Annotated in this window: 26 protein-coding genes; 1 reads left to right on the forward strand and 25 read right to left on the reverse strand. The window is 39.4% G+C overall.

The features are described 5' to 3' along the window. Positions 1-3 precede the first annotated feature (3 nt). The 10 genes from ACJRPK_RS03675 to ACJRPK_RS03720 all read right to left on the reverse strand — a co-directional run bounded on the left by ACJRPK_RS03675 (position 4) and on the right by ACJRPK_RS03720 (position 12,796). On the reverse strand, positions 4-1,992 hold the full coding sequence (locus ACJRPK_RS03675; protein WP_407138485.1) for a heavy metal translocating P-type ATPase: 1,989 nt from the start codon (positions 1,990-1,992) through the stop codon (positions 4-6). 79 nt (positions 1,993-2,071) lie between these two features. Further along, positions 2,072-4,006: a heavy metal translocating P-type ATPase gene (locus tag ACJRPK_RS03680; RefSeq protein WP_407138486.1), complete on the reverse strand. Its 1,935-nt coding sequence runs from the start codon at positions 4,004-4,006 to the stop codon at positions 2,072-2,074. Continuing rightward, positions 4,003-4,365, reverse strand: coding sequence for an STAS/SEC14 domain-containing protein (locus ACJRPK_RS03685; protein WP_407138487.1), 363 nt, complete (start codon positions 4,363-4,365; stop codon positions 4,003-4,005). Before ACJRPK_RS03685 ends, ACJRPK_RS03680 begins: the two co-directional genes overlap by 4 nt. Before the next feature lie 81 nt (positions 4,366-4,446). Next, the gene (locus ACJRPK_RS03690; protein WP_407138488.1) at positions 4,447-5,220 is read right to left on the reverse strand and encodes a helix-turn-helix domain-containing protein; all 774 of its coding nucleotides are present in this window, start codon (positions 5,218-5,220) and stop codon (positions 4,447-4,449) included. A 110-nt stretch (positions 5,221-5,330) separates the two neighbouring features. Continuing rightward, positions 5,331-5,681 carry an STAS/SEC14 domain-containing protein gene (locus ACJRPK_RS03695; RefSeq protein WP_041495905.1) on the reverse strand — a complete coding sequence of 117 codons (351 nt, stop codon included), beginning with the start codon at positions 5,679-5,681 and terminating at the stop codon, positions 5,331-5,333. A gap of 37 nt (positions 5,682-5,718) precedes the next feature. Next, on the reverse strand, positions 5,719-6,141 hold the full coding sequence (locus ACJRPK_RS03700) for a Fur family transcriptional regulator (RefSeq protein WP_034260660.1): 423 nt from the start codon (positions 6,139-6,141) through the stop codon (positions 5,719-5,721). Between the two features lie 15 nt (positions 6,142-6,156). Next, positions 6,157-6,495, reverse strand: coding sequence for a P-II family nitrogen regulator (locus ACJRPK_RS03705; protein WP_407138489.1), 339 nt, complete (start codon positions 6,493-6,495; stop codon positions 6,157-6,159). A gap of 115 nt (positions 6,496-6,610) precedes the next feature. Beyond that, positions 6,611-7,858 carry an efflux RND transporter periplasmic adaptor subunit gene (locus ACJRPK_RS03710; RefSeq protein ID WP_407138490.1) on the reverse strand — a complete coding sequence of 416 codons (1,248 nt, stop codon included), beginning with the start codon at positions 7,856-7,858 and terminating at the stop codon, positions 6,611-6,613. Positions 7,859-7,878: 20 nt separating this feature from the next. Beyond that, a complete protein-coding gene (locus ACJRPK_RS03715) occupies positions 7,879-12,282 on the reverse strand; it encodes a CusA/CzcA family heavy metal efflux RND transporter (RefSeq protein ID WP_407138491.1) in 4,404 nt (1,467 codons plus the stop codon). 118 nt (positions 12,283-12,400) lie between these two features. Further along, complete coding sequence (locus tag ACJRPK_RS03720) at positions 12,401-12,796, reverse strand: hypothetical protein (RefSeq protein WP_407138492.1); 396 nt, start codon at positions 12,794-12,796, stop codon at positions 12,401-12,403. Positions 12,797-12,991: 195 nt separating this feature from the next. On the opposite strand from ACJRPK_RS03720, the gene ACJRPK_RS03725 reads away from it, so the two are divergent. Then, entirely contained in the window at positions 12,992-14,257 is a 1,266-nt protein-coding gene (locus tag ACJRPK_RS03725; RefSeq protein WP_407138493.1) for a thiolase family protein, read from the forward strand. Positions 14,258-14,362: 105 nt separating this feature from the next. Here the strand turns inward: ACJRPK_RS03725 and ACJRPK_RS03730 are convergent, their stop codons facing one another. The 15 genes from ACJRPK_RS03730 to ACJRPK_RS03800 all read right to left on the reverse strand — a co-directional run bounded on the left by ACJRPK_RS03730 (position 14,363) and on the right by ACJRPK_RS03800 (position 26,251). Continuing rightward, complete coding sequence (locus ACJRPK_RS03730; RefSeq protein WP_407138494.1) at positions 14,363-14,563, reverse strand: GDCCVxC domain-containing (seleno)protein; 201 nt, start codon at positions 14,561-14,563, stop codon at positions 14,363-14,365. 402 nt (positions 14,564-14,965) lie between these two features. Then, entirely contained in the window at positions 14,966-16,312 is a 1,347-nt protein-coding gene (locus tag ACJRPK_RS03735; protein WP_407138495.1) for a dihydrolipoyl dehydrogenase family protein, read from the reverse strand. A gap of 1 nt (position 16,313) precedes the next feature. Then, a complete protein-coding gene (merTP, locus tag ACJRPK_RS03740) occupies positions 16,314-16,922 on the reverse strand; it encodes a mercuric transport protein MerTP (RefSeq protein WP_407138496.1) in 609 nt (202 codons plus the stop codon). Between the two features lie 10 nt (positions 16,923-16,932). Beyond that, positions 16,933-17,304, reverse strand: a complete 372-nt coding sequence (locus ACJRPK_RS03745) for a metalloregulator ArsR/SmtB family transcription factor (protein WP_407138497.1) — start codon at positions 17,302-17,304, stop codon at positions 16,933-16,935. Positions 17,305-17,432: 128 nt separating this feature from the next. Next, a complete protein-coding gene (locus ACJRPK_RS03750; RefSeq protein ID WP_407138498.1) occupies positions 17,433-18,119 on the reverse strand; it encodes a cytochrome c biogenesis CcdA family protein in 687 nt (228 codons plus the stop codon). Continuing rightward, the gene (locus ACJRPK_RS03755; RefSeq protein WP_407138499.1) at positions 18,116-18,448 is read right to left on the reverse strand and encodes a heavy-metal-associated domain-containing protein; all 333 of its coding nucleotides are present in this window, start codon (positions 18,446-18,448) and stop codon (positions 18,116-18,118) included. The genes ACJRPK_RS03750 and ACJRPK_RS03755 overlap by 4 nt, the downstream gene beginning before the upstream one ends. Continuing rightward, entirely contained in the window at positions 18,445-19,026 is a 582-nt protein-coding gene (locus ACJRPK_RS03760) for a metal-sensing transcriptional repressor (protein ID WP_407138500.1), read from the reverse strand. Before ACJRPK_RS03760 ends, ACJRPK_RS03755 begins: the two co-directional genes overlap by 4 nt. 78 nt (positions 19,027-19,104) lie before the next feature. Beyond that, positions 19,105-19,377 (reverse strand): thioredoxin family protein, encoded by a 273-nt coding sequence (locus tag ACJRPK_RS03765; RefSeq protein ID WP_099647740.1) that lies wholly within the window; start codon positions 19,375-19,377, stop codon positions 19,105-19,107. 207 nt (positions 19,378-19,584) lie between these two features. Then, complete coding sequence (locus ACJRPK_RS03770) at positions 19,585-20,151, reverse strand: helix-turn-helix domain-containing protein (RefSeq protein WP_407138818.1); 567 nt, start codon at positions 20,149-20,151, stop codon at positions 19,585-19,587. Next, positions 20,151-20,324: a hypothetical protein gene (locus ACJRPK_RS03775; protein ID WP_189319491.1), complete on the reverse strand. Its 174-nt coding sequence runs from the start codon at positions 20,322-20,324 to the stop codon at positions 20,151-20,153. Before ACJRPK_RS03775 ends, ACJRPK_RS03770 begins: the two co-directional genes overlap by 1 nt. A gap of 46 nt (positions 20,325-20,370) precedes the next feature. Further along, positions 20,371-22,182 carry an efflux RND transporter periplasmic adaptor subunit gene (locus ACJRPK_RS03780; protein ID WP_407138501.1) on the reverse strand — a complete coding sequence of 604 codons (1,812 nt, stop codon included), beginning with the start codon at positions 22,180-22,182 and terminating at the stop codon, positions 20,371-20,373. A gap of 31 nt (positions 22,183-22,213) precedes the next feature. After that, on the reverse strand, positions 22,214-22,702 hold the full coding sequence (locus ACJRPK_RS03785) for a DUF305 domain-containing protein (RefSeq protein ID WP_034260688.1): 489 nt from the start codon (positions 22,700-22,702) through the stop codon (positions 22,214-22,216). Positions 22,703-22,723: 21 nt separating this feature from the next. Beyond that, positions 22,724-23,434 carry a PepSY domain-containing protein gene (locus tag ACJRPK_RS03790; RefSeq protein WP_034260690.1) on the reverse strand — a complete coding sequence of 237 codons (711 nt, stop codon included), beginning with the start codon at positions 23,432-23,434 and terminating at the stop codon, positions 22,724-22,726. Continuing rightward, positions 23,434-25,956, reverse strand: a complete 2,523-nt coding sequence (locus tag ACJRPK_RS03795; RefSeq protein ID WP_407138502.1) for a heavy metal translocating P-type ATPase — start codon at positions 25,954-25,956, stop codon at positions 23,434-23,436. Before ACJRPK_RS03795 ends, ACJRPK_RS03790 begins: the two co-directional genes overlap by 1 nt. A 1-nt stretch (position 25,957) precedes the next feature. Continuing rightward, complete coding sequence (locus ACJRPK_RS03800; protein WP_094997524.1) at positions 25,958-26,251, reverse strand: phosphoribosylpyrophosphate synthetase; 294 nt, start codon at positions 26,249-26,251, stop codon at positions 25,958-25,960. Positions 26,252-26,255 lie beyond the last annotated feature (4 nt).

The raw sequence follows: 26,255 nt of genomic DNA on the forward strand, positions 1-26,255 counted from the left end.
GATTTATTTTTTATAGGCGAGCAAGCGCAATGCATTGACCACCACTATTAAGGTAGAGCCTTCGTGAACCGCCACGGCTATGCCGATACTTGCCCAGCTCATTATGGTCGCAGGAATTAAAAGGGCAACAACCCCCAAGCTAACCCATAAGTTTTGCTTGATTATCGCCTTCGCTTTTCTGCTCAAACCGATGGCAAAAGGCAAGGTTTCCAGTTTGTCTGCCATTAGTGCTATATCTGCGGTCTCTAAAGCCACGTCGCTTCCCGCCGCACCCATTGCAATACCAACGGTACTGTTTGCCATAGCAGGGGCATCATTGACCCCATCACCTATCATTGCCAGTTTATTTTCCTGTTCCGCAAGTTTTTTGATGGCCTCCACTTTTTCTTCGGGAAGCAGACTTCCGCGAGCTTCGGTCAAACCGATTTCCTCGGCTACAGCGTCGGCTACTTTCTGGTTGTCGCCGGTAAGCATTATCATTTTCTTGATGCCTATTTCCTTTAGTTGGGCAAGGGTTTCCCTGGCTTTTTCCCGTGGCGTGTCCATTAGCCCCAGCATCCCTATAAATTCATTGCCCCTTTTTATTAGCATCGTGGTCTTTCCTTCCCCTTCAAGCGCTCTTACCTTTTCTGATACATCGCTGGGAACACCTTTATCAATATCCTCGAAAAGCTCCAGGTTGCCTATGTAAATGGAATTCCCTTGATAGTTTGCCTTTATGCCCTTGCCCTGTACGGCCTCCAAATCATCAGCATCTGGAATCTTGGTGTCCTTTCCAAGCCGTTCCATTCCGTCACGTACAACAGCCTTTGCCAGGGGATGGTCGCTCAGTTCCTCAACAGCAATCGCAATTTCCAACAGTTCATTTTTATCTATGTTGCCAAAACTTTCGACGTCGGTAAGCTTTGGTTTTCCTTCGGTAAGTGTTCCCGTTTTGTCAAAAGCGAGAGCGGTAAGTACCCCTAAATCTTCCAAGGGGCGGCCGCCTTTTATCAAAACCCCGCCTCGTGCTGCTCTTGCTACACCACTCAATACAGCAGATGGCGTAGATATAGCCAAGGCACAAGGACTGGCTGCCACAAGTACCGCCAGGGAACGGTACAGGCTTTCATTCCACGTTTCATCAATGACCAGGAAAGCAAAATTCAATAGTATGACCAATAAGATTACCGATGGCACGTAGTACCGCTCAAACTTGTCGGTCAATAATTGTGTGGGCGATTTTTGGTCCTGGGCCTCTTGAACCATAGTGACCAAGCGGTTGAGAGTAGAATCTTTTGCCTCTTTGATTACCTTTATTTCAAGGGTGTTGTTGCCATTGATAGTTCCAGAAAAAACACGGTTCTCGTCCGGGATATCGCTTTTTGCTGTATATTCCTTATCGGGATTTTCTATTGGTGTTTTGTCCACCGGAACGCTTTCCCCGGTAATGGGTGACTGGTCTATACTACTATTGCCCTTTACAATAACACCATCGGCAGATATTTTACTGTTGGGGCGTACCACGATAGTATCACCTATCTGTAACTCTTCAATACCCACTTCAACAGTATCGCCATCCTTCTTTAATAGTGCGGTTTTAGGCGCAAGGTCTGTTAACGCTGCAATGGACTTTTTTGCCTTGCCCATTGCGTAGTTTTCCAGTGCGTGACCCAGACTGAAAAGGAAGAGCAACAAGGCACCTTCTGCCCATTCGCCCAAATAGGCGGCTCCTGCAGCTGCGACCAGCATCAGGAAATCGATTTCAAATTCGCCTTTGGACACTTTGGTAATGGCCTCCTTTAGGGTAAAATAACCTCCAAATAAGTAGGCTGCTATATAGAGCCCAAAAGGGATGTTAGCTGAAACCCCTGTATATTTTTCCAACAGGAAACCTGTAATTAGTGTGACCCCACTTAAAATTGCAAAATAGAGCTCCGTGTTTTTACCGAAAATGCCACCGTGGTCGTGATTGTGGCCATCGCCTTTGCTGTGTTTTTCCTTGTCTTTCATATTATTAATGGTTTTGTTATCGTTAATTAAGATTTAATCCAGTTTTGGGCTTGTAATTTGTTAAAGGTTAACATATTTGCTATTTCCAATTCATTTTTTGCAAACGTATTGCATTGAGAATGGCAACGAACGAAACACCTACATCGGCAAACACAGCCTCCCACATCGTAGCCAAACCGATGGCACCCAAAATGAGAAAAATCCCTTTTACCCCAAAAGCAAGACCAATATTTTGCCATACGATACGGCGTGTTGAGCGTCCAATTTGGATTCCTCGGGCCATCCTGCTCGGCTGGTCGGTCTGGATGATGACGTCTGCGGTCTCTATGGCCACATCGCTGCCTAAACCACCCATTGCAATTCCCACATCACTGGCTGCGAGCACGGGTGCATCGTTGATGCCGTCGCCCATAAATGCTACCGTGGATTCAGGTTGTTCCTTGAGCTTTTCGACCTCGTTGAGCTTATCTTCGGGTAGCAAGCCGCCTTTGGCCCAATCAATATTCAGTTCCTTGGCAACTTGTTGGGTTATGGAATCCTTGTCTCCAGAGAGCATTATGATTTTAGCTATTCCGGCCTCCCGAATCTGTTGAATGGTGTGATGCGCGTCTTCCTTAAGTTCATCGGCAATGGTCACATAGCCTGCGAATTTTCCATCGATGGCGACCATCACTATAGATTCGACTATCACATCGGTTTCAGGTGGAACATCAACACTATTGGAAGTCATCAATGCTTTGTTGCCGACCAAGACCTGCTTATGGTTGACTGTGCCCTTTAATCCCTTACCGGCAACTTCAGAAACTTCGGATGCCTTAAAATCAGTACCGTCCGCTTTGTATTCCAGAATTGCCTTTGCAATGGGGTGGGTAGATTGTTCTTCCATCGCCATCAGGTATTTCATAAATTCCACTTCCGCAAAAGCGGATGTATTTATCACTTCCTTAATCTTAAAGACCCCTTTGGTAACGGTTCCGGTTTTGTCCATCACCACGGTATTCACTTTGGTCATTGCATCGAGAAAGGATGCACCTTTGAACAGGATTCCGTTGCGCGATGCCGCACCCAGACCGCCGAAATAGCCCAGTGGAATGGAAATGACCAAGGCACAAGGGCAGGAAATCACCAAGAAAATTAAAGCTCGGTATAGCCAATCCCTAAACACATATTCATCGACAAAAAAGTATGGTAACAAAGTGAGTCCGATAGCAAGGAAAACCACGATGGGCGTATAAATCCGTGCAAACTTCCTAATAAATAATTCGGTTTTTGATTTCCGGGCCGTGGCATTCTGTACCATCTCCAGAATACGGGCGATAGAACTGTCCTTGAATTTTTTGGTGGTTTCTACTTCGATGACACCGTCGAGATTGATGCTTCCCGCAAAGACTTTTTCGTTCTGTGTTATGGTGTCGGGTTTGCTTTCGCCAGTAATGGCAGCTGTATTGAGCGATGCTTTGTTTGATAACAGTTTGCCATCCAACGGGATTTTTTCGCCCACCCGTACCTGTATCTTCTCGCCAATATTGACCGTTTCGGGATTGACGGAAACGAAGTCCCCATTACGATAGACCAATGCCTCGTCCGGTCGTGCATCCAGAAGCGCCCTGATGTTTCCTTTGGCACGGTTTACGGCAGCATTTTGGAACAGTTCGCCCACGGCATAGAACAACATCACGGCAACGCCCTCTGGATATTCGCCTATGGCAAATGCTCCCAAGGTTGCGATGGACATCAGGAAAAATTCCGTAAAAAAATCGCCATTTTTAATACTTTCCCATCCCTCCTTGATGACGGGAAAGCCAACAGGGATGTAGGCCACCGTGTACCACACAATCCTAACCCATCCCTTAAAGAAAGGAAAGGCATCGAAATAGTCAATGGCAATACCAACTATGAGCATCACAAAGCTGAAAATTGCCGGTAAATAGGTTTTGAGCTTTTTTTCGCTCGCTGAAATTACAGTGGACTGTTTCCCTTTTAGCTCCCGTAGCTGTAGTTTTTTCTTTTTCATCCTTTTGTTGAGACCCAGGTCATTGCCTGCTCTTTATTTTTAATATCAAAAAATTTAACTTCAGACTTTATGAAAAAATCAGTTGCCTTCGCGGCCCATTCCTGCCATTTTTTGTTGCCCACAAAGGCCATCTTGCCGTAATCATCTAAGTGGGCCGAATCAATTTTTAGGTCTTTCCAAAACCCTTTAAGGGTATAACCTTCAAAATCTTCCATTTCAAAATAGAAATCCACTTTATGGCCCTTTTTTATGATGTTGTGGATGAGCGGATGCATCTTTTCCATATCCTTTTCCGTAAGTTTCCCGCTGATTTTAGCGGCAATTAGGTGTTCCTGTTCCAAGTTTATAATCTGTACCATATTTGTATATCTTTATATTAATCTATTTAAAATATTACTGCATTGTATGTGCAAATATCCATTGGCCTACACTTACTTTTCTTAATTATAAAGCGCCTTCTCTTTTCCTAAGTGCAAGATGGCTTCGGGCAAATCGAGTTCGCGCGTTCCATTGCCCGTTCTAATATAAAACCGTGACCTCCCGTCTTGACTTAGATAGACCGGTGTTTTGGCCGGGTCTATTTCTATGTAGCAAACGTCATTTTCTCCATATCTGTAAAAAGATACATTTACAGCCGTACATAAATGGGTGCCCAATTTTAAAGATATCAACTGCATCAGGTATTGCTCAAAACCATCTGTACCAGGTTTTTTCAAAGTTTCAAAATCCTGGTTTAGACCGAGGATGTTGCCGTTATCATCTACTCCTATAAGCAATTTACCACCGTTGGTGTTCATAAATCCCGCTATGGTCTTGACAATTACAAATTCCAACTGTTTATTCACTTTGGATTGACGTAAATCCCATCGCAAACTGGACTTGAACTCTACAAACTGATTTTCGCCGTCTTTGATAAGCGCTATAATTGCATTGCCGTCATTTCTTTTCTTTGTTAAAATGAAAATTTTATTTCTAAGAAAAACCATAAGGGCAAGGCTGCTGCCCATAATCCCGAACAAAATATTTTTGAATATTTGGTCTATATCACCAAAGCGTATCGTGTTTTTAATGGTTTCTAAAAAAAGTACGTACCAGTTACCAGTATCTCCTTTTTCATCATATAAGTAAAGTGATAGTCCCAAGGGCTGAATGATGAACAGTCCAAAGAGAAAGCCAATTATTATTATAAACGCTATTTTTTTCCTGTAAACCATTTTTTTTTAAACCTTGACTATCTAAATCTTGGGATTCTTACATTTTTCTTCTGAATTTCTAATTACACGCTTTTTCATTTTAAAAAATTCAATATTTTATTTCGCCATCGTTATTTTTCAATCCAGCTTTTAGCAAGCTCTTTATCTTCCGAATGAAAATATTTAATATGTGCCTCAGAGAATGGCAAAAGATTTTTGGTAAATTCTTCCTGCCATTCTATACTACCTACAAGTGCCACTTTTTTTAAATGGTCTTGTTTTGGAATTTTGAATTCCATTTCATTTTCTACAGTTTGATGCCTTGTATTTTTGACTTCACTGACTTCTATATACCAAGCAGCACTTTTGTATTTTTCAAGATGCTCACTAACAGCCGTTAATAACATTGTGGCATCATCTTTGTCCATACCATTTTCTGCCAATGCGTATAGAATATTATCTTTTTTATAAATCGCTAACATAATAGGATTTTTTATGGTTTATATTTCTTGATATTAACTAGTCTGATTGCCTACTGCACTTCTCACACACACCTTTTACAACCAGATTGATATCTTCTGTGATATAACCCTCCGGTAGATTGATTTGTGGTATTTTATGTTCTGTGAGGCAAACGGTTTCATCGCAGTTGCTGCAATGAAAATGCAGGTGCAGGTCGTTGCCAACCTCACATTCACAATTCTCTTCGCATAGCGCGTACTTTAATACTCCTGTGCCATCTTCAATTTGGTGGACAATGCCCTTATCTTCAAAGGTTTTCATTGTTCTAAATAGGGTGCTCCTTTCGGATATTTTGAAATCCTTTTCCAAATCGCCAAGGCTAATGGCCACCTCTAATTCTGCCAAGCGCTTGTAAGTCATTAGCCTCATAGCTGTAGGTCTTATGCCTTTGCTTTCCAAAAGTTGGACTATTTTTTCCATTTCTTTCACTGGGTTTTAGAGGTCGTACCGTTTTAGGGATTCACCTGTTTTGATTTGGAAGGCATTCTCAATATCAGATAGATAAATAATTCCGTCGCCAGGTTCGGGCGTTTTACCATTTTCTAAGATGATGTCGATTGCTGATTGCGCTTCTTCATTTTGACATACCAATTCCACTTTAACAACTGGGCTATCGGTTATATTAAAATCGAGGGAAGGTCTTGCTCCTTTTGCTTTGAATGCGCCAGTACCCTCTGCTTGTGAAAGGGTCATACTTTTAAAACCATTGTCGCTTAGGGCTTCGATGACCCTTTGTATGCGGTTTGGTTTTACAAATGCTTTTATTTCTTTCATATTGATGCTATTTAGATTTTTAATCGATTTTGAACCGAGCCCGTTCTTTAATTTTTAACTAACTAAATTAAGTCGATAAACAAACTCGGAATCAAAACCTTTGCTAATTATAGGACTAGTGGTCGTGATCCAATTCACCTTTAATCATTTCCGAGGAAAGCATATAAGCTCCCTTTATAACCACTTTGGCATCCGTTGAAACGTCGGCGGGAAGGTTTATTTCTACAAATCCTAAATCGTGCACGCCAATGCTTACAGGTACTCTCTTAAATTTCATTTTATTTTCTTCTGGTGCTTCGTCTTCATCCACGATAAACACGTAGGACTGTTCTCCTTCCTTGATGATTGCTTCCTCAGTAACAGCAAACCCTGACTTTTTACCCTGTATAATTCTTCCTTCTACATACATACCTGGTAAGAGGTCGCCGTTTTTATTGTCTATATCTGCGTGAACGTGCAGGGCTTTTGGGTCTTCCTCAAATGTTTTTCCAATGGAATGTACTTCGGCACTTAATAGCTCATCTGGTCTTGACGCTACCGTAAATTGTATTTTTTGACCCACCTTTACTTTTGGTATGTCTTTTTCATATACCTTAAGGTCCAAGTGAATTTTTGAATTGTCACTTACTGTAAACATTTTGGTCTGTGTGGCCACATAGTCTCCTAAGGTTACCATTATGTCATCGACATAGCCAGAAATTGGCGTAGTAATAGGTACGGCTGAAAATATTTCACCTTGTTCAACCTTAGTCGTATTGATTCCCAACAGGCGTAGTTTAGACCTTAATCCATTTACACTCGATGTTGTAGAACGAAATTTGGATTGCGCCATTTGAAATTCTTTTCCAGAGGAAACTCCTTTATCATAAAGGGTCTGTTTTCGCTCAAAATCCTGTTTAAGGAAAACCAGTTCATCGTTCTTTTCCTGGTACTCCTGTTGCATACCGATAATATCGGGATGTTCCAAATAGGCCAAAACCTCACCCTTTCGTACTTTATCTCCTTCTATTACTTTGATGGAACGTACATTACCGCCTACAAAAGGACTAATGTTGGCCATATCTTGAGGAAATAGCTCCAGGTTACCTGTAACTTTAATATTGTTACCGAGGTTTCTTTTTTCCAAGGTCTTGGTCTCTAAGCCAATGGTCTCTATTTGTTGTGTGGTAAGTTCTACCACGCCTTCCTCTCCTTCTTCCTCGTGGCCACCTTCTTCTTCGTCGTGACCCTCTTCGCCGTGCATAGCTTCGGTTTTTGACACGCCTTCAGTTTCATTTTGACCCAATTCAGAATCGGGCTTATCGTTACAGCCTACCAATAAGAAGGTTAATAGTACTGTTGTAATTATTGCTATATTTTTCATTATATTCTCCTTTTTTAGGTTTATAGATTGCCCAATTGATACTGTAACTCAATGGCTTGTTGATTATACTGGTTAATAAATTGTAAGTGGTTCTGCTTTATGCGAATGGCACTGTTTAAAATCGTGATATAGTTTACATAGTCTATTTCGCCTTCTTTGGAAGCAAGTTCTGCTGTTGTAATTTGCTCTTCGGCCAAAACCAATGCACCTTCTTGGTAATAATTCAGCGTTTTTTGGGTTTTTTCCAATGATTTTAACAATTGTGATACCCTGCTTTCGGTTATTGCCTTTTGTTCCAAATATTGGTTCTCGGCTACCATTGCATCTGCCTTAGCAGCCTTGACCCTTGCTTTTTGAGGGAAGAACCACAACGGGATACTTATACCTGCTTGATAGGTGTTGAACCCTGAAACATCGTCAACGATTTGTCTTCCATAGGTAAGGTTGAACTTTGGCAAAAACTGGGATTTTTCGACGCCAACGTTGGCTTTGCTCACCTCGGCATTTTGCATAGAATATTGCAACAATGGATTGTTATCTATGGATGTTGAATCTATAACGCTCATATAATTCAACGGTTCGTAAGTACCTCCAACGGTTTCAATTTCTTGGTCAATCCCCAAATACTGTTTCAACGCCCTTTTGGCAATCTCGATATCGTCATAGGCCTGTTGTCTCAAGACCTGTATCTGTTGATATTCAGAAGAAGCCGCGATAAATTCCAGCTTTCCCGTTTCACCTGTATCAAAACGCAGTTCTGCAGCTGTCTTGAAGTTGTTATACACACTGTCCAATTGTTCCGCGAAGCGTAACTGGGCTTTGTTATAATTTATCTGGTCATAGGCCTGCATCACATTACGCACCAATTGTTGCTCGCTAAGGGCATAAAACTTCTCGCCCAATTGAACACGTTGCTTATAGAACTTTGATTTTGAGAAACCAGATAACAAATCGATATTTCCCTGCTGCACCCCAATGGTAGTTTGCACACCGGGCAGGTCATTACCGAATTCTTCTTTGCCCGTAAAAAATTGTGTGCTACCAAGGTCGAAACTTGTTCCTTTCATCGCCCGCTCACGGTCTATAAAAGACTGACTTTCCTTAAGGGAAGGATAGTTTTCTTTTGCCAAAGAAATAGCTTCCTCTAAAGTAATAGTCTGTGCGATACCACGGTCTTGTGCATTTACTGAATTCGAGGTTAAAAACCCCCCTAAGCTCAATAATACAACCAAAACAGTAGTGCTCTTGTTAATATAACTTGGGTCATTTCCATTATCCTTTCGTTGCTTACGAGCTTCCAACCAATAATATAATACTGGAAGGACCACAAGTGTTAAAAATGTTGCTGTGAGCAATCCGCCGATAACCACCGTTGCCAATGGTCGCTGTACTTCTGCACCGCCCGAGGTAGAAATCGCCATTGGGATAAAGCCCATAATGGCCGCCGTTGCAGTTAATAAAATAGGGCGTAGGCGCTCGTGCGTTGCCTCGTATATTCGTTTTTTTAAGTCTGTCATTCCACTTTCTTTTAGTTCATTGAATTTGTTTATCAGTACCAATCCATTTAATACCGCTACCCCAAACAGTACAATAAAACCGACTCCTGCCGAAATACTAAAGGGCATTCCCCTTATCCAAAGGGCAAACACACCGCCAATGGCTGCCAGAGGGACTGCCATATAAATCATAAGCGATTGCGAGAACGAGCTCAACGCAAAGTAGAGCAATATGAATATTAGGAAAAGTGCGATAGGCACTACAATCATTAATCGGTCTGATGCACGCTGTAAGTTCTCGAACGAGCCTCCGTAGGTTACAAAATAACCAGGTGGCAGTTTCACATCTGTTTCCAATTTTTGCTGAATTTCCTCGACCATCGATTTTACATCACGTCCACGAACATTGACCCCTACCGAAATACGACGCGAGGTGTTGTCCCTTGAAATTTGCATCGGCCCTGGTTTGTAACTAATATTTGCAACCTCTTTCAACGGTACTTGTGCACCACTGGGTAAATCGATATACAGATTTTTAAGATTGTTGATGTCTTGTCTAAACTCCTTTGCCAAACGAATAACCACATCAAAGCGTTTTTCACCCTCAAAAATCACACCTGCCGCTTCTCCTGCAAAGGCAGCACTTACATAATCATTTAGTTTATCGACGGTTACTCCGTATTGTGCCATTTTTGCGCGATTGTATTCTACCGTCATCTGTGGTAAACCGCTCGTAGCTTCCACATTGAGGTCGGCCGCTCCGGGAACACTTCTGATAACCGCTGCGATTTCCTGAACCTTGTCTGCCAACACGTCCAAATCTTCTCCGTACAATTTGATGGCCACGTCCTCCCGAACACCAGTAAGCAATTCATTAAAACGAAGCTCTACAGGTTGCGTAAATACAAAATTCACACCTGGTACTACAGAAATTTTTTCCTGTATTTTTTCTATGAGTTCTTCTTTGCTCTCTGCGGAAGTCCACTTGCTCTTATCCTTTTCAAGAATGATATAGCTATCGGCAATGTCCATTGGCATTGGGTCGGTTGGTATTTCGGCAACACCAATTCTTGAGACCACTGTTTTCACTTCAGGAAATTCATTGATTAAATTCTGAAGTTTTTTTGATGCCTCTATAGATTCTGTAAGACTACTACCTGGTTTTATCAAGGCCTGAAATGCAATATCGCCCTCATCAAATTTGGGTATGAATTCGCCACCCATATTGCTGAAAATATATCCCGCAATCAATAATAAGGCGACTGCACCTAAAACAACACCTGCTCTAAATCGAAGTGCAAAATTGAGCAAGGGTACATACGCCCTGTTTAAACCGGACATTATTTTATCACTGAATCTGTCAATCTTGTTTTCAAATTTGGCGAACCAACTGTTCTGATTTTTGGCAGGTTTTAGGAACATTGACGAAATCATTGGCACGTAGGTAAGACAAAGGATAATCGCACCCAAAACTGCAAATCCAAAAGTAAATGCCATTGGACGGAACATTTTTCCTTCAACACCTGTCAAAAAGAGAATCGGTGTAAATACAATAAGGATAATTAGCTGTCCGAAAAATGCCGAATTCATCATTGTACTTGCCGAGTCGTAGGCGATTTCGTCCATTTCGGCCTGACCTATCGTTGCTTTTGATTTTTTCATCCGTTGATGGATGTGGAATACCATCCCTTCTACAATAATAACTGCACCATCCACAATGATTCCAAAATCGATTGCTCCCAAGGACATTAAATTGGCCCATACACCAAATTGCTTCATCAGGATAAATGCAAAGAGTAATGATAGCGGAATTACTGAGGCTGTTATCAATCCGCCACGGAAACTTCCCAATAGTAATACCAGTACAAAAATCACGATAAGCGAACCTTCAATAAGATTTGTTTCTACGGTACTTGTGGTTCTTCCAATGAGTTCACTTCGGCTTAAAAACGGTTCTATGTAAACACCTTCTGGAAGCGATTTTTGAATTTCGTTGATGCGCTCTTGTACATTTTCTATGACAGTGCCAGGGCTTTCGCCTTTAAGCATTAAAATTTGGCCACCAACAGTTTCGTGTCCATCTTGGGTAAACGCACCATAGCGCACTTGATTGCCAAAGCCTACTTTTTCGGCAACGTCCCTTACCAAAACTGGGCTTCCGTTTTGAGTGGTTACAACGGTGTTTTCCAAGTCTTCAAGGCTACGCGCTAAACCCTCGCCACGGATAAAATTGGCTTGGTGGTTTTTTTCAATATAAGCGCCTCCCGTATTGGCATTGTTCATTTCAAGGGCTTCAAAAACCTGATTCATTGTAATGCCAAAACTTTTTAGTTTGTCAGGGTTTATGGCCACTTCGTACTGCTTTACGTAGCCTCCAAAAGCATTCACTTCAACTACTCCAGGAACTAATGCCATTTGGCGCTTTACAATCCAATCCTGAATGGTACGAAGCTCCATAGCATCGTATTTTTCTTTGTAGCCTTCCTTTACTTTTAAGGTATATTGGAATATTTCGCCCAAACCTGTAGTTATGGGTGCCATAAATGGCTCGCCGAAGCCTTCGGGGATTTCCCCTGAAACTTCGGTTAATTTTTCTTGCACCAATTGCCGGGGCAGGTAGGTACCCGCTTCATCCTCAAAGACAATGGTAACCACAGACAGCCCAAATCGGGATACGGAACGTAGCTCGATAACGTCAGGAAGGTTGGCCATTGCCAATTCTACTGGATAGGTAACAAATTGCTCAATATCTTCAGTACCTAAATTTGGGGCAACGGTAATAACCTGTACTTGGTTGTTGGTAATATCGGGTACAGAACCCAGGTTTATAGTAGCCATAGACCAAATGCCCGTACCCACAAGCGCTACTATAAATAGGCCAATAATAAACTTGTTATTAATGGAAAATGAAATGATTTTGTTAATCATAGAAAAAGTATTAATTCAGTTTAAACCTCGCAATGCAAATAGATGCAATACGTTTATGATGTGATACTTATTTTGAAAAGCATCACGATAGGATATAGCTATCCTTAAAAAAACTGAATTATACTTTAGGGGGTTGGAATAGGGATTCCAGATATCTGGAAGTGAAGTTTACCTTATATAAGCTAAATTGCTTTTTATCTTCAAACTTTAACCGATTTGCTGTATCGGTATTTTTATTTGCAGCAAACAAAACTAAGGGATGACAACATTGATGATGGCTATGTACAGGTGCATTCTCCTTATCAGAGTCATTGTGGTGCCTTTCATCTTTTGCTTCCTTACCAAAGTAATCCTCAACTACATAATCGAGGAAAGAGTCACCATAAACTTTATGGTCCTGGTAATGCGTTACGATGTTTGAAATTTCTTTAATGGGTCCACAAAAGTCCATATCAATACTAATTCCCTGAAAAAAGAATAATAGCGACATTGATATGGAAATGAATATCTTCATAAATTCTAACAAAGATACAAATTAATCGATGCACAGGTTGTGCAAAGTAATGTCGAATTCTAAAATGCAAAAAGATATAAAACAGGCTTAAGTAAAGATTTAGATGAACTGGCTTTTAAAACTTTTAAAAAACATTTTCAATTTCGCTAACAATATGGTTAAACTATATTATATTGAAATTAAAATACAGGTTGTATGAAAATAGAAAAGGAAGCTATATGGTTAATTGCAGGGTTAAGAACACCTTTTGCAAAGGTTGATAAAGATTTTAAAGATAAAGATGCCCTTCAATTATCCATTCCCGTTGTCCAGGAAATGATAAAAAGAGACTCTTTATCCCCCAATCTTTTTATTTGGGGTTCAGTAGCGCCAAATCTAGGTTATAGTAATCTTGCGCGTGAGATACTTATGGATGCAGAATTAGATCAGAGTATTCCTGCGTTGACCACAATTATGGCCTGTAGCACCAGTATGATGGCAGCCATTGAGGCTGTTGGATTGATAAGCGAAGAAGAGGTTGCCCTAGTGGGCGGCGTCGAAAGTATGAGTCGGGTTCAACTTGGATTGAACCAGAATTTTTCCGACTGGTTACGGCGGTTGTTCCAAAGCAAGACACTTGCGGATAAATTTTCAAAATTGAAAGATTTGAATTTTGGGGATGTACGGTTGTTTATCCCGAGTGTTACTAACAGAACTACTGGCCTGAGTATGGGCGAACATTCCGAAATTACCACAAAACGCCTTCAAATAGAGAGAAAGCGGCAAGACGAGATTGCCCTTAACAGCCATCAAAATTATATAAAGGGAAAAAATAATGGATTTTTTGATGATCTGATTTTACCGTTGGATGGCGTTGAAAGGGATAAAATTCCAAGAGAAAATACCAGTTTGGAACAGTTAGCCAAGCTCAATCCTGTTTTCGATAAAGAGTCGGGTAGCGGTTCACTGACAGCGGGCAATTCTTCTTTGTTGACCGATGGTGCCGCAGGTTTATGGGTATGTGGTTCAAAGGCAAAAGAGAAATTTCCCGATGAATCCTATGCTACTCAATTAATAGACTGGGAAATTGCCGCCGTAAATATTGAAGACGAAGGACTGTTGATGGCCACTACTTTTGCCATACCTAGATTGTTGGAAAGACATAAATTTCGTTATGATGAAATTGACCTATGGGAAATACACGAAGCATTTGGGGCACAAGTAGCGGCAAACATTAAATTGCTTGAAGATAAAAATCACTTGAAAAAGGTGGGTATTTCATTTGACTTTGGTTCATTTCCTTGGGAAAACCTTAATCCTAATGGTGGAAGTATTGCCATTGGTCACCCTTTCGGTGCAACTGGCGCAAGAATTATTAACCAGGCTATAAAGGAACTGGCGCAAATGGGGCCCGGCAAGAAGGCGGTGGTCAGTGTCTGTGCTGATGGTGGGTTAGGAACTGTTATGTTATTGGAATCCTGATTCATTTATTGGTTTACTTCAACGTATAAATAGTTATTGAATTCTTCCTAAAATTTGTAAGGTACAATTGATTGTTGTTAATAGGTAGGATAGTCTCAAAATTTATCAGCAACATCCCCTTTCTTCCTGAATAGATGGACAGGCAATTGTTCCATAAGAGCAATATACACAGCAATCTCCTTCCTTTGGTTTTAGAACTATTTTACAATTCTCGCATTCGTAGAAAAACTGACAGGCGTTTATTGGCATTTCTTCTACTTTTTTATGTTGGCAGTTTGGACAAGTAATCTCTGATTTTAATTCCATAGTAAATTTTATAAAGTTGAATTATTACAACAAGAATTGTTGAAGACACCCTCATATGGTAATACTTCTTTTAATCTATCAACATAATATTCAGGTTTTTTGTTAAATTCTGTAATACAGTGTGGGCATCTGCAAAACCAAAAATATTTTTTATCGTAAATACTATTTATAGATTGACTCTTAGGCTTTTCTGAAAGGCAAGTTGGGCATATAATGAGATTTTTAATTTCTTCGAGATAGTAATCTTCATTATTTTTAAACTTTTCTACACAACCTTTACAACAGAAATAATAATCTGAAGCTTTATAATTCAAAGTTAAGTTAGGAATACTTTTTATTCCCAATCGAACCAATGAACAGCTACACGTAGGACATATTTTATATTTCATTTTTTATTATATTTTATAGCATATAAGTGATATCTGAACTCAATGTTGGATATGAGAAAATCATTGTTCTAATATCATTAACCTTCATCTTTGTTTTTATGGCCATTGCAAAGAGATTTATTGTTTCTTCTGTATGTGGTCCAATTAAATGCGCTCCCAAAATTGTTTGAGTTTCTTCGTCAATTATAGTTTTGAACGCATATTCTTCAACATTCAAGCGTTTAGCATTGAACCAATTGCCAACCTCTTTATAATTTATCCGAATATTGTAATTCAGTTCTTTCGCTTTCGTTTCAGTATATCCAACGGAAGCCATAGTAGGCAATGTAAAAACTACCGTTGGCATTGGTGGATAACTTATTTCTTTATAATTGCCTTTAATAATATTTGAAGCAACCGTATGACCTTCCAAAACTGCAACTGGCGTTAATGGCAATCCTTCTGAATCTGCTGCATCGCCCGCTGCATAAATATGAGGGTTTGAAGTACTTTGAAGGTATTCGTTTACCGTAACACCTTTTTTAGTAAACTTTATGTTGGCTTTGTCTAAATTCAAATCGAATATTGCTGGTGGTCTTCCGGCAGAATTAAAAACAGCTTCAGCTTCAAAATATTCTGTTTTCTCTGCGGATTTACCTTTCACTCGATACTGGCTATCCACTTTCTCAATAGCGGTAACATCTGTATTAAGGATGAGTTTTATACCTAACTCTTTTGTGGCAGAAACAAGATGTTTTACAATATCCTGTTCAAAATTTTCCAAGGGATTTTCTCCACGATGAACAATAGTAACTTCTGCTCCACATCGAGCTGCAATATGTGCAAACTCAAAGGCGATATAGCCACCACCGATGAATAATAATGATTTTGGTAATTTTTCTAAATTCAAGAAATCGGTACTGGATTTGGCGAAATGACCGCCTTCGAATTCTAAAACCCTTGGCTTTGAACCTGATGCAATTACAATTTTGTTGGCCTTTACTTTGTCGTTTCCAACCTCTAATGTGTCATCTGATAGAAATTTTGCTGAACTATGAAAGGTGTCTATGCCATTCTTTTTATATCCTTTTTCAATTTTTGGTGGCATTTCATTCACAAAGGTTTGTTTAAAGGCCATTATGTCCTTCCAATTTACTTTAGGTATGGTATCAATGCCATTACCTTTAAGCCTTTTGGCAAAATCTCGAATTTCAGTAGCGCCAATAATTACTTTTTTTGGGTCACAACCTCTCAAAGCACAAGTACCACCATACGGTAATTCATCTGTGATTCCGACTTTCAGGCCTTTTGAGGCGCACTTATTGGCGATGGTCATTCCCGCCATTCCCGAACCAATTATAAATACATCATATTCTTTCATACTAATTGGTTTGTTTTTTGTCGGTTACTTTATAGCCTGTTGAATTGATTGCTTTCTCGATTTCCGTTTCATTCGTTTTGGTTTGGTCAAATTCAATGATAGCATTCCCGTTTTCGTAGGACACTTTTGAGGTTACAATTCCGTCGAGCTTGTTTACTTCGTGGTTGACGTGCTCTTCGCAACTTGCACAAGTCATCCCTTTTATATCAAAATTTATCGTATGGATATTGGATTGATTGACTATAAGCACTTCTTTCTTGTTATCCAGATAAAAGATGTGAGCGTAATATGGAAAACTTATGGATATAGCCGCAAATAGCGTAATACCAATTAAAAAACCTTTAGTTTGAAACCACTTTGGCTTTGCATCCACTTCACAACAATCCTCTGCTTTTTTCGGTTTTAGATAATCATACCACGCATAACCAATTGCTATGACAGCGATACCAATTAAATAGGGTCGAAAGGATTCCATCCAAGATAAAGCGGATGCACTTCCCCCAACGCCGGCAATTAATGCAATAACTGGTGGTATGCAACAAGATGATGCGGCTACAGCAGCAAACAAACCTGTATAAGCTGCATTTTTCGATGTTTTTACGGTACTCATTATTAAAAATTTATGCTGTTTTTCTTTTTAATTGAATTGACTTAAAAATACTATCCAGAATATCCGTCTCATCCTCGTTCAATGAATAGTATAAGGTCTGCCCTTCTCGCCTTGAGCTTATAATATCTGCATCTTTCATTTTTCGTATATGCTGTGAAACCGCGGGAACACTCATACCTAAAATGTCGGCAAGATCACAAGGGCACAGTTCTTTTTCCATATTTAAGAGAAATAGAATTTTTAAACGTACCTCATTACCGGAAATGGACAGTAGTTTTGTTATTTTATCGAAATCATTGGTCATACCATCAATGACCGTTTTGCAGTTTAGTAACTGCTTATGGTCAGCTTCAGCTCTCGTACAAGAAATTTCCATTTTCATAATAACTATTTAGACGAACAAAGGTATAATTAATTACGTATTTAAGCAAATACTTAAATATATAGTTTTTAAGCATTAGAGAAATTTTTGGTGTTTTGTGTTATTTACATCTTGTGGGTGAAAACTAATTATAGATAAAAGCTGAAGATCCTAAAGAAATAGAAACTTAAATATAGAAGAGCGAGGGCACTCATTATTTGAATACTTTTTCTCAACCAAGACAATTTGGCAAGTTTTGAAACAGAACTTGAAAAAAGACCTACAACCAAAAAAGGAAGTCCTCTTCCAATACCAAAGCACAAGGCGAGAAGTAGACCATATATTAAATTCGCTTTTGCAACTGCAAAAGACAATAAGAGCAATAAAGGTGCGGCTGCTGTACCTAAACTAAATATAAATCCATAAATGAATGAACCACCAATTCCTGGTTTTCGTAATGATTCAAGGTGTTTTACACGTAAATATGGTCCGTAAAATGCAATTCCTGCTGCGATTAACGATATTATTGCCATACTTACAGCCCAATATTTGCCAAATATTTCGGTCAAGAAAATTCCAGAATAGCCTGCAATTGCCCCTAATAATGTCAAACAAAATACTATGCCGATAAAAAATGAAAACGTTACTGCAAAGCCTGTTTTTGATTCTCGCACAGAAGTACTACCAATATAACCTGCAAACCCAAGTCCAACAGGTAACGTGCAAGGACAAACGCCACTTGAAATCAACCCTGCCACAAAAGCTATTCCTAAACTTAAAATTGAGCCGTCTTGAAATGCAGCTGTAAATTCATTTAAAAATTGCTCCAAATTCATTGAGATAATGTTTTCACAGTTCCCGCATTATAACCAATTTCATTAATGGATTGCTTTATCTTGTCTATTGGAATGATATTTGGATTGTATTGTAGTGTTGCATTTTTGTTTTCAAGGCTAACTTTTACTTCCTTTATACCGTTCAAATCAGAAAGTGTCTTTTTCACATTTGCTACGCAAGACATACAGCTCATTCCTTCAATAGAAATTTCAACAGAAACGTTATCAGCTTGATTTATGTCAGTTTGCTTATTTTCATTAATGTTTTCAGCACAACCTAAAAGAACCATATACAGTAGCAATAGTGAAGAATTGAAAATGGTTTTCATATAACTGCTTTTTTGGGTTGATATCCTGATTTGGTTAGGACAGTTTCTATTTCTGATTCATTTATCTTGTCTGGATTAAATTCAACTTGTACCAATTTCTTAATCACTTTAGTTTTTATCTTTTTTGTTCCTTCTAATTCTTTTAAAATGTCCGTTATTTTTTCAGCACATCCTTGACACACCATATTGTCAATTTTTAGTGTTATAGTTTGCATATTTTTCTCTGTATTTGTTTGTAGAAATTCATAAATGGATTCAATTTCTTCCATCTTATCAGTAAGCTCGTAAAGATTTAAGTTTGGAAACTGCTGTCTTATGGTTGCAATTTTTTCCTCTTGACCGCAATTGCCTGGACAAGTTTCCAATGCTTCTGCAATTTTAATAGCTAATGTCTTTCTGAACACTTCATCTAAAAGCAGATATTGGGCTTTTTCAAAACCTTTATTGACCGCTTTAAACTGATTGAGAATTTGAGCAGGATTATCACTTTTATCAAGCATTTTTATAATCCCTTCCACTTGTCCGTTGATACTCTTTAAACGGTCTTTAAGGTCCTTTGTTAAATCTTTTGGCAGCATAATGACTTCAATTAAATACATTCCAAACGATGTGTACAGCGTTTGGAATGTATTGATGTTAAATTTAGCAACTTCTTTTTAGATTGCCTTTCCAACTCCAGCAGCGATTAATTCATCTTTATTTACTCCTCTGTTTTTACAGCAAGAAAGTAATTTGCCGTTTACAGCAACTGCAGGCAGGGAATTGATGTTGTACTCTTTCATTTTGTCAACACAGACTTTTTCGTCACATTGTTCAACTGTATTATAAACAGTAACTTCACAAGAGTCGCAAGCCATTTCTTTTACCATTTTTACTACTGGTTCACATACTGGACATCCAGCCGTGAATACTTCAATTTGTCGATTCATCTTTTTAGGATTTTAATGATTAAAATTAATTACACGACAAAGATGGGGTTGGCATAGGAGTGGTCTCCAAATTTATTTTGAATTATTTTAGGTTTACGGTAGAGTGTTTAAGAAATAAAGCTCTTTTAGCCTTAATGATGTGGGCTTTAGCGTACACTTTCCTTGAGCTTACAAACAAGAAATCCCTTATTCTAATGGAACTTTTTATCAAATCTCATCCAAAGATTTGCGATTTTGATTCGTACTCTTCTTAAATTTTGAAGGGGTCATTCCTGTCAGCTTTTTAAACTGATTGCTTAAATAAGCAACACTACTATAGTTTAACTTAAAAGCTATCTCACTTAAAATTAATTCATCATAAACTATTAGTTCTTTTACGCGCTCAATCTTTTGATTGATGATGAACTGCTCTAAAGTTATACCTTCAACAGATGAGAATAATGAACTTAAATATTTATAATCCAGGTGAAATTCATTGCTTATGAGCTTAGCCCAAATAACGTCTTTACCTTCATTGGAATGGTGAATGGTTTTTACAACCAAGTTTTTCATTCTTTCAATGAGTTGTGCTTTACGATTGTTTATAATACTGAAGCCTTCTTCATTTAATTTTTTGGATAAGACTGCCCTTTCCTCATTTTCAAGTTGAGCGTCCAATTGTACTTCGCCCAACTTTATTGTACGATAGGAAATATTCATATCATCTAAGATTCGTGAAACAGATGATATGCATCGCGGGCAAACCATATTTTTTATATGTAGGATATTTTTTATCATTCAAACAAATGTTTGAAAAAACCAAGATTCATTAATATTATTGCGATTACTGCAGCCATAAAAATGGCTGCCATCGCTAGTATGCCAATAACTTTATCTTTCCTAGAGATTTCGCTTTTGGAAGTTTTTCTTTTTTCCTTTCTTCTATTTCTTCTGCTTTCACTCATCATCGTACTTCTTTATACGACAAGGATTACTTAATTAATCCAAAATATTTTATTCAATTGTCTGCCTTACCTCACCACACTTTAGCATTGCCTCACCGTAGTACGGATTGCGAATTTCTTTTTCTAAGCTCAACCAGAAAGCACCATTATTATTATCTGCCATAGGGCAAAATTCACTATACACTGTTTCATTTACACCAAAGAGCTGTACGCCACTTATCATATGGGCAGAGAGATGCTTGAAATGCACTCTTTGATTTGCTATATCTGAACTTTTTTCTATAGCATTGGCAGATTTCTTCAGTTCTTTCTGAATGGTCATCCAATGGTTATGTGCTTCTTCACCGGATAATAACTTCATATCCACTTTTTTCAAGGATTGGTCTATTTGCTTTGCTACTTGTTGAGCGCTTTTAGCCTCATCCTTTACCAAAGCATCTTTTAAAAGGATATAATCATCAAAAACCTGTTTTAACTGATTCTGAAATTTGTTAGAAACTTCAATTCTTTCTTTCATTTGAGAATGATTGGTTTTATCTGCATTTTCTCCAAAGCTACCTTCTTGCATTCCCAGATGTCCTTCGTGACCTGTCATCGTTTTACCTCCTGATGCATTCATCATACTTTTTTTACCTTGTAATTGTGCAGCGGCATCTACGGTAAATGTTCCGTTGGTTACCACTTCATCTCCGATTTTAAGACCTTCGAGGATAGTATAACTATCACCAGTAGCGTTACCCAACCGAACTTCTCTCATCTCAAAAACAGGAACATCAGGCTTGGTCTTTACATAGACTACAGAGCGCTCACCTGTCCACATAACGGCCGTGGTAGGTATTGAAACGGTATTTTCTGCGCTTGTTTGAGTGCCCTCGATTGTTCCTTCTACAAACATTCCTGGCTTAAAGAGGTCTTTCTTATTTGGTAAAACCGCTCTCACAACTACAGTTCTTGTCGCAGAGTTTAATAATGGGTCAATAAACGAGACTTTGGCGTCGAATACTTCGTTGCGATAAGCATTGGTGGTTACTTTTATGTTTTGCCCTTCTTTTAGGGATGCAATCTGGTTTTCATAAGCATCAAATTCTGCCCAAACAGTATTTAGATTCGCTATTTTGTACAAGGGTTGACCCTGTTTAACATAGTCGCCTTCTTCAACCATTTTATAAGTAACCGTGCCCGATACGGTTGCAAAAACAGGGAAATTCTCTTGTACTTTTCCAGCAGCTTCTATAGCGTTTATTTGCTTTTCTGAAAGCTTCCAAAGTTTAAGTTTATTTTTAACAGCCTTATACAATTCCGCCTGCGACTCTTTCAAGGATGAAGCGGTAAGCAACTCCTGCTGTGCCGCAACCAAATCTGGTGAATAAATCGTTGCCAAGCGCTGCCCTGCGCGAACACGCTCTCCTGTAGAATTTACGTATAGTTTTTCGATTCTTCCTCCAAAATAGGTGACCTGTACTGCATTAGACTCTTCATTGGCTTTTATCTTACCAGATAATTTAAGGGAATTGCTTCCTATTTGTCCTTTACCAACAACAGAAGTTTGGATATTTGCCAGCGCCATTGCGTTCTCTGTCATTTTAATCTCATTCATTGCAAGGCCATCTGCACCAGATTCGGCAGGAATCAAGTCCATTCCACATATAGGGCAGTCACCTGGTTCGGGCTGCATAATCTGTGGGTGCATTGAGCAGGTCCACATTTGGTTTTCCGACTCGCCGGAATGGTCGTGGGTATCTGACATATCGGATAAATCCTTAACAGCATTTCGTTCTCTTCCCGAATTTCCGAATATGAGATACCCTGCCAATAAGCCTGCGATAACTGCAATACTTATATAAATAATGTTCTTTTTCATAATAATAATTTTATAGAAATTAGTACTCGTACTATTCCTCTTTTTCGTTTTCTAATCTGTAAATTATTTTTTTCATCTGTGCGATTTCCCGTAATTGTGCCTCAATAATTTCTTCTGCCAATTTTTTAGCTTCAGGGTCTTTGATATCTGCTCTTTTACTTGTTAAAATTGCTATTGAATGGTGCGGTATCATTGCTTTCATCCAGAGCACATCGCCCACAGTTGATTTTTGTTCACGCACCAAGGTCAAAGCACTTACAAACAATACTATACTTCCTAAAACAATTGCGATATTCTTTTTCTTGTTTTTGTACATCCCGCGCATTGCAACAAACATAATAATGGCCATCGCTGCAATCCCTAAACAGACCATATAAAAGCGGGTTAGGCTGAACCATACGTGGTCCCACTCATAAGTGTTTAGGTACATTGTGATGTACATAGCCACGAAGGATGCAGCGAGCATTCCTACAAATTTTGTGTATTGATTTTTCTTTTTGTTTTCCATTGAATTTTCCATAATAGTTGATTTTAATGTTACTTATTTACGATTGTTTTTAATTAATTTTCTAAGAGTTGGTGATGAAATATACCAAAGGATAAAGCCACTCAATACTGTTATCAAGCCTAACAGTGAAAAAGCTCTTAAAACAATAGTGTTGAAGTTATCCCTTCCCTGATAATCCATTGTGTGGGTCATCCATAAAAAATCGAACCAGCGCCAATCGCGATGACGTACTGTTTGAAAAGCACCATTCTCAATCGCCACGTAGGCTTTTAAATTTTCATCGGTTTTATATGAAATCTCATAAGCAGGTAATGGTCGTCCGCGGTACTCGTGGTGGTCGCCAACAGATTCAATTCTTCGTATTTGGTCAAATTCTAAATCTGCCAACATATAGCGTTCTGACACTTTGATTGCTTCTTGTTCTGTGAGCTCGTCTTTCTTTGTTCCTGTAAGTGCATTATAAAGCACAGTCTCATTAATCCAATAATAGGGCGCATCCGCTATTTCAAGTAATTCTAATGACTTAATAGGTTCCTGAATATTTAGTTGAGAACTTCCCACCAAACCTGAAAATGCAGTTTGTTCAGGAATCTCTTTTTTGAAATGGTCGCCGTGTATCTCGTCAATATCCGTCCAGCTAAAATACATCCCGCTAATCGTCCACATCAGGAACTGAATACCCAGGAAGATACCCAAGTAGCGGTGGGCTTTTCGAATCCATTTTGCTGTTTTTCTATTGACCATTAGCTATCGATTTTTTTGGTACGTAATCGTAAGGCATTTGCAATAACCGATACGGAACTAAAACTCATTGCCAAAGCTGCAATCATAGGTGATAATAACAAACCGAAAAACGGAAATAGGACTCCAGCCGCAATGGGCACACCTAAGGTATTATAGATGAAAGCGAAAAAGAGATTCTGCTTGATATTTCGCATAACCATATGGCTTAAATTTTTAGCTTTTACGATACCGTACAAATCACCTTTTACCAAGGTTATCATCGCACTTTCTATGGCTACATCTGTACCTGTCCCCATAGCGATTCCCACATTACTTTTTGCCAGTGCTGGTGCATCATTGATGCCATCACCTGCCATTGCGACCACCTTCCCTTCATTCTGCAATTTTTCAACTTCCTGCAACTTATTTTCAGGTAACATACTGGCTTTAAAGTCAGCAAGGTTTAGCTCTGATGCTACGGCCTGTGCTGTATCGTGGTTATCGCCCGTGAGCATTATCACGGCAATCCCCTTGTCCTGTAATTCCTTGATGGCCTTGGCGCTTGTTTTCTTGATTTTGTCGCCTATCACGACATAGCCTGAAACCTTACCATCAATAGCTAAATACGAAACGGTTTTCCCTTGTTTTTGAAAGGATTGTGCTTCATCTTTCATAGCAGATGAAATTGTTGCCTTAGCATATTCCATCATTTTATCGTTTCCTAAATCGAGCTTCTTTCCATCAACTGTTCCCTCTACGCCTTTTCCTGTTACTGCGCTAAAGTTTTCGGTTTTTGATAGTTCAACATTCTGTTGCTTTCCGTATTTCACAGTAGCTTCGGCAAGCGGATGCTCGCTGGAACTGTTTAGGGATGCAATAAAATGCAGAATTTCGCTTTCGCGAAAGCGAGATTCATCAAAAGACCCAATTTTCTCAACCGTAGGTTTTCCTTCAGTAATGGTTCCAGTCTTATCCACGATAAGGGTGTCCACCTTGTCCATTTTTTCCAGAGCTTCGGCATTCTTGATTAGCACACCATTTTGTGCTCCTTTACCAACGCCAACCATAACGGACATAGGTGTGGCCAACCCCAAGGCGCAGGGGCAGGCGATTATCAGTACGGCAATGGCATTCACAAACCCATAGACATAAGCGGGTTCCGGACCCCAGATTGCCCAAACGATAAAGGTTATGACCGCAATAAATATGACTACTGGCACAAAATAGCCTGAAACCGTATCGGCCAATTTTTGGATGGGCGCACGACTGCGACTGGCATCGTTTACCATATGTATGATTTGGGAAAGCAAGGTTTCGCTACCAACCTTTTCGGCCTCCATCAAGAACGACTGGTTGCCGTTTATGGTACCGCTACTTACTTTATCATCTTCGGCTTTATTAACTGGAATGGGCTCCCCCGATATCATCGATTCATCTACAGTAGTTTCGCCTTCGGTAATTCTGCCGTCAACAGGAATTTTATCTCCTGGCTTCACCCGTAGTATATCTCCTTTCTCTATCTGGTCGATGGAAACTTCTTCTTCATTTCCATTGACTACCTTAATGGCTTTATTGGGCGCAAGTTTTAAGAGTTCCTTGACCGCAGAATTGGTCTTACTGTGCGCACGGGCCTCAAGTACCTGGCCGAGTAGCACCAGCGTTAAAATAACTGTGGTCGCCTCAAAATAAACAAATACAGTTCCTGATTCGGTTAAAAAGTCTTGGGGGAAAAGCTGCGGAAACAGCATCCCGAAAACACTAAAAACCCAAGCCACTCCAGTACCTATGCCAATGAGCGTAAACATATTTAGGTTCCAGGTGACAATACTGCGATACGCACGTTCAAAGAACATCCACGTAGCATAGAAAACCACGGGAAGGGAAAGCACAAACTGAGCCCAGTTCCAGTATTTTATTTCGAGAATACTTTCCAAGGGATTGTTTGACAGCATTTCTGACATTGCTATAAAGAATATAGGCAACGTAAAGACAACCGCTATCCAGAATTTTTTAAGTAATTTTTTATAGGTCTTTTCTTCTGCCGATAGGTCTGGTTCCATCGGCACCAGGTCCATCCCACAAATAGGGCAGTCTCCAGGTCCGTCTTTAACAACTTCAGGGTGCATAGGGCAGGTCCATTGCTCGGAAGTGGTGGCGGTTAAATTTTGTTCCTCGACTAAATCCATTCCGCAGACAGGACAGTCGCCTGGCTTGTCGTAGGTTTTATCTCCTTCGCAATGCATTGGACAGTAGAAGGTTCCTGTTCCTTTGCCTTTGGGTTGTGGTTTTTTCGCTTTCGCGGAAGCGGAATCATCTTTATGATGATGCTCGCCCGGTTTGTGGATAGAATACGTACCGCCGTCATCATTTAATACCTTTTGAAAAGTCTCGATAGGAATGTGAGATTCCATTTCGATGGTGGCTTCTGCTTTTTCCAAATTGACCGATGCACTGGTTACTCCCGCTACATTGGAAAGTATTTTTTCGACGTGATTCTGGCAACCTTTGCAGGTCATTCCGTGTATGTGATAGGTATGTTTCATTTTATCTTAATTTTTTTCGCATTGCTTCAGAAATATTCTCTGCATAGACACCATAGGCATCGACCAATAATCCTTTAATTCCATTTTTTGATGAAATAGCGTAAAGAACGCTGTTGTCATCGGTACTGCTCATTCCTTCAAAACGATGCATCTCATCTACATCGAAATCCTCTGGATGTAATTTTAGCTTTAGCGCATTACATTCAATGTGTCCCGAACATAAATTAAAATCGTAGGTATAACCTTGCTTTTGCAAGTGGGTCATTGTTTGGGAAAGGGTATCGAATGTTTTCATAGCC

This window comes from Aquimarina sp. 2-A2 (assembly GCF_045505135.1).
GTDB lineage: Bacteria > Bacteroidota > Bacteroidia > Flavobacteriales > Flavobacteriaceae > Aquimarina > Aquimarina intermedia.

Coding starts and splice junctions, on each gene's coding strand:
- ACJRPK_RS03765 (WP_099647740.1), bottom strand. CDS start 19,377: ATGAATCGACAAATTGAAGTATTCACGGCTGGATGTCCAGTATGTGAA.
- ACJRPK_RS03695 (WP_041495905.1), bottom strand. CDS start 5,681: ATGTTAGCGATTTATAAAAAAGATAATATTCTATACGCATTGGCAGAA.
- ACJRPK_RS03725 (WP_407138493.1), top strand. CDS start 12,992: ATGAAAATAGAAAAGGAAGCTATATGGTTAATTGCAGGGTTAAGAACA.
- ACJRPK_RS03685 (WP_407138487.1), bottom strand. CDS start 4,365: ATGGTACAGATTATAAACTTGGAACAGGAACACCTAATTGCCGCTAAA.
- ACJRPK_RS03675 (WP_407138485.1), bottom strand. CDS start 1,992: ATGAAAGACAAGGAAAAACACAGCAAAGGCGATGGCCACAATCACGAC.
- ACJRPK_RS03790 (WP_034260690.1), bottom strand. CDS start 23,434: ATGGTCAATAGAAAAACAGCAAAATGGATTCGAAAAGCCCACCGCTAC.
- ACJRPK_RS03755 (WP_407138499.1), bottom strand. CDS start 18,448: ATGAAAACCATTTTCAATTCTTCACTATTGCTACTGTATATGGTTCTT.
- ACJRPK_RS03735 (WP_407138495.1), bottom strand. CDS start 16,312: ATGAAAGAATATGATGTATTTATAATTGGTTCGGGAATGGCGGGAATG.
- ACJRPK_RS03720 (WP_407138492.1), bottom strand. CDS start 12,796: ATGAAGATATTCATTTCCATATCAATGTCGCTATTATTCTTTTTTCAG.
- ACJRPK_RS03705 (WP_407138489.1), bottom strand. CDS start 6,495: ATGAAAGAAATAAAAGCATTTGTAAAACCAAACCGCATACAAAGGGTC.
- ACJRPK_RS03750 (WP_407138498.1), bottom strand. CDS start 18,119: ATGAATTTGGAGCAATTTTTAAATGAATTTACAGCTGCATTTCAAGAC.
- ACJRPK_RS03710 (WP_407138490.1), bottom strand. CDS start 7,858: ATGAAAAATATAGCAATAATTACAACAGTACTATTAACCTTCTTATTG.
- ACJRPK_RS03745 (WP_407138497.1), bottom strand. CDS start 17,304: ATGAAAATGGAAATTTCTTGTACGAGAGCTGAAGCTGACCATAAGCAG.
- ACJRPK_RS03680 (WP_407138486.1), bottom strand. CDS start 4,006: ATGAAAAAGAAAAAACTACAGCTACGGGAGCTAAAAGGGAAACAGTCC.
- ACJRPK_RS03800 (WP_094997524.1), bottom strand. CDS start 26,251: ATGAAAACATTCGATACCCTTTCCCAAACAATGACCCACTTGCAAAAG.
- ACJRPK_RS03700 (WP_034260660.1), bottom strand. CDS start 6,141: ATGGAAAAAATAGTCCAACTTTTGGAAAGCAAAGGCATAAGACCTACA.
- ACJRPK_RS03715 (WP_407138491.1), bottom strand. CDS start 12,282: ATGATTAACAAAATCATTTCATTTTCCATTAATAACAAGTTTATTATT.
- ACJRPK_RS03760 (WP_407138500.1), bottom strand. CDS start 19,026: ATGCTGCCAAAAGATTTAACAAAGGACCTTAAAGACCGTTTAAAGAGT.
- ACJRPK_RS03785 (WP_034260688.1), bottom strand. CDS start 22,702: ATGGAAAATTCAATGGAAAACAAAAAGAAAAATCAATACACAAAATTT.
- ACJRPK_RS03775 (WP_189319491.1), bottom strand. CDS start 20,324: ATGATGAGTGAAAGCAGAAGAAATAGAAGAAAGGAAAAAAGAAAAACT.
- ACJRPK_RS03795 (WP_407138502.1), bottom strand. CDS start 25,956: ATGAAACATACCTATCACATACACGGAATGACCTGCAAAGGTTGCCAG.
- ACJRPK_RS03730 (WP_407138494.1), bottom strand. CDS start 14,563: ATGGAATTAAAATCAGAGATTACTTGTCCAAACTGCCAACATAAAAAA.
- ACJRPK_RS03690 (WP_407138488.1), bottom strand. CDS start 5,220: ATGGTTTACAGGAAAAAAATAGCGTTTATAATAATAATTGGCTTTCTC.
- merTP (WP_407138496.1), bottom strand. CDS start 16,922: ATGAGTACCGTAAAAACATCGAAAAATGCAGCTTATACAGGTTTGTTT.
- ACJRPK_RS03780 (WP_407138501.1), bottom strand. CDS start 22,182: ATGAAAAAGAACATTATTTATATAAGTATTGCAGTTATCGCAGGCTTA.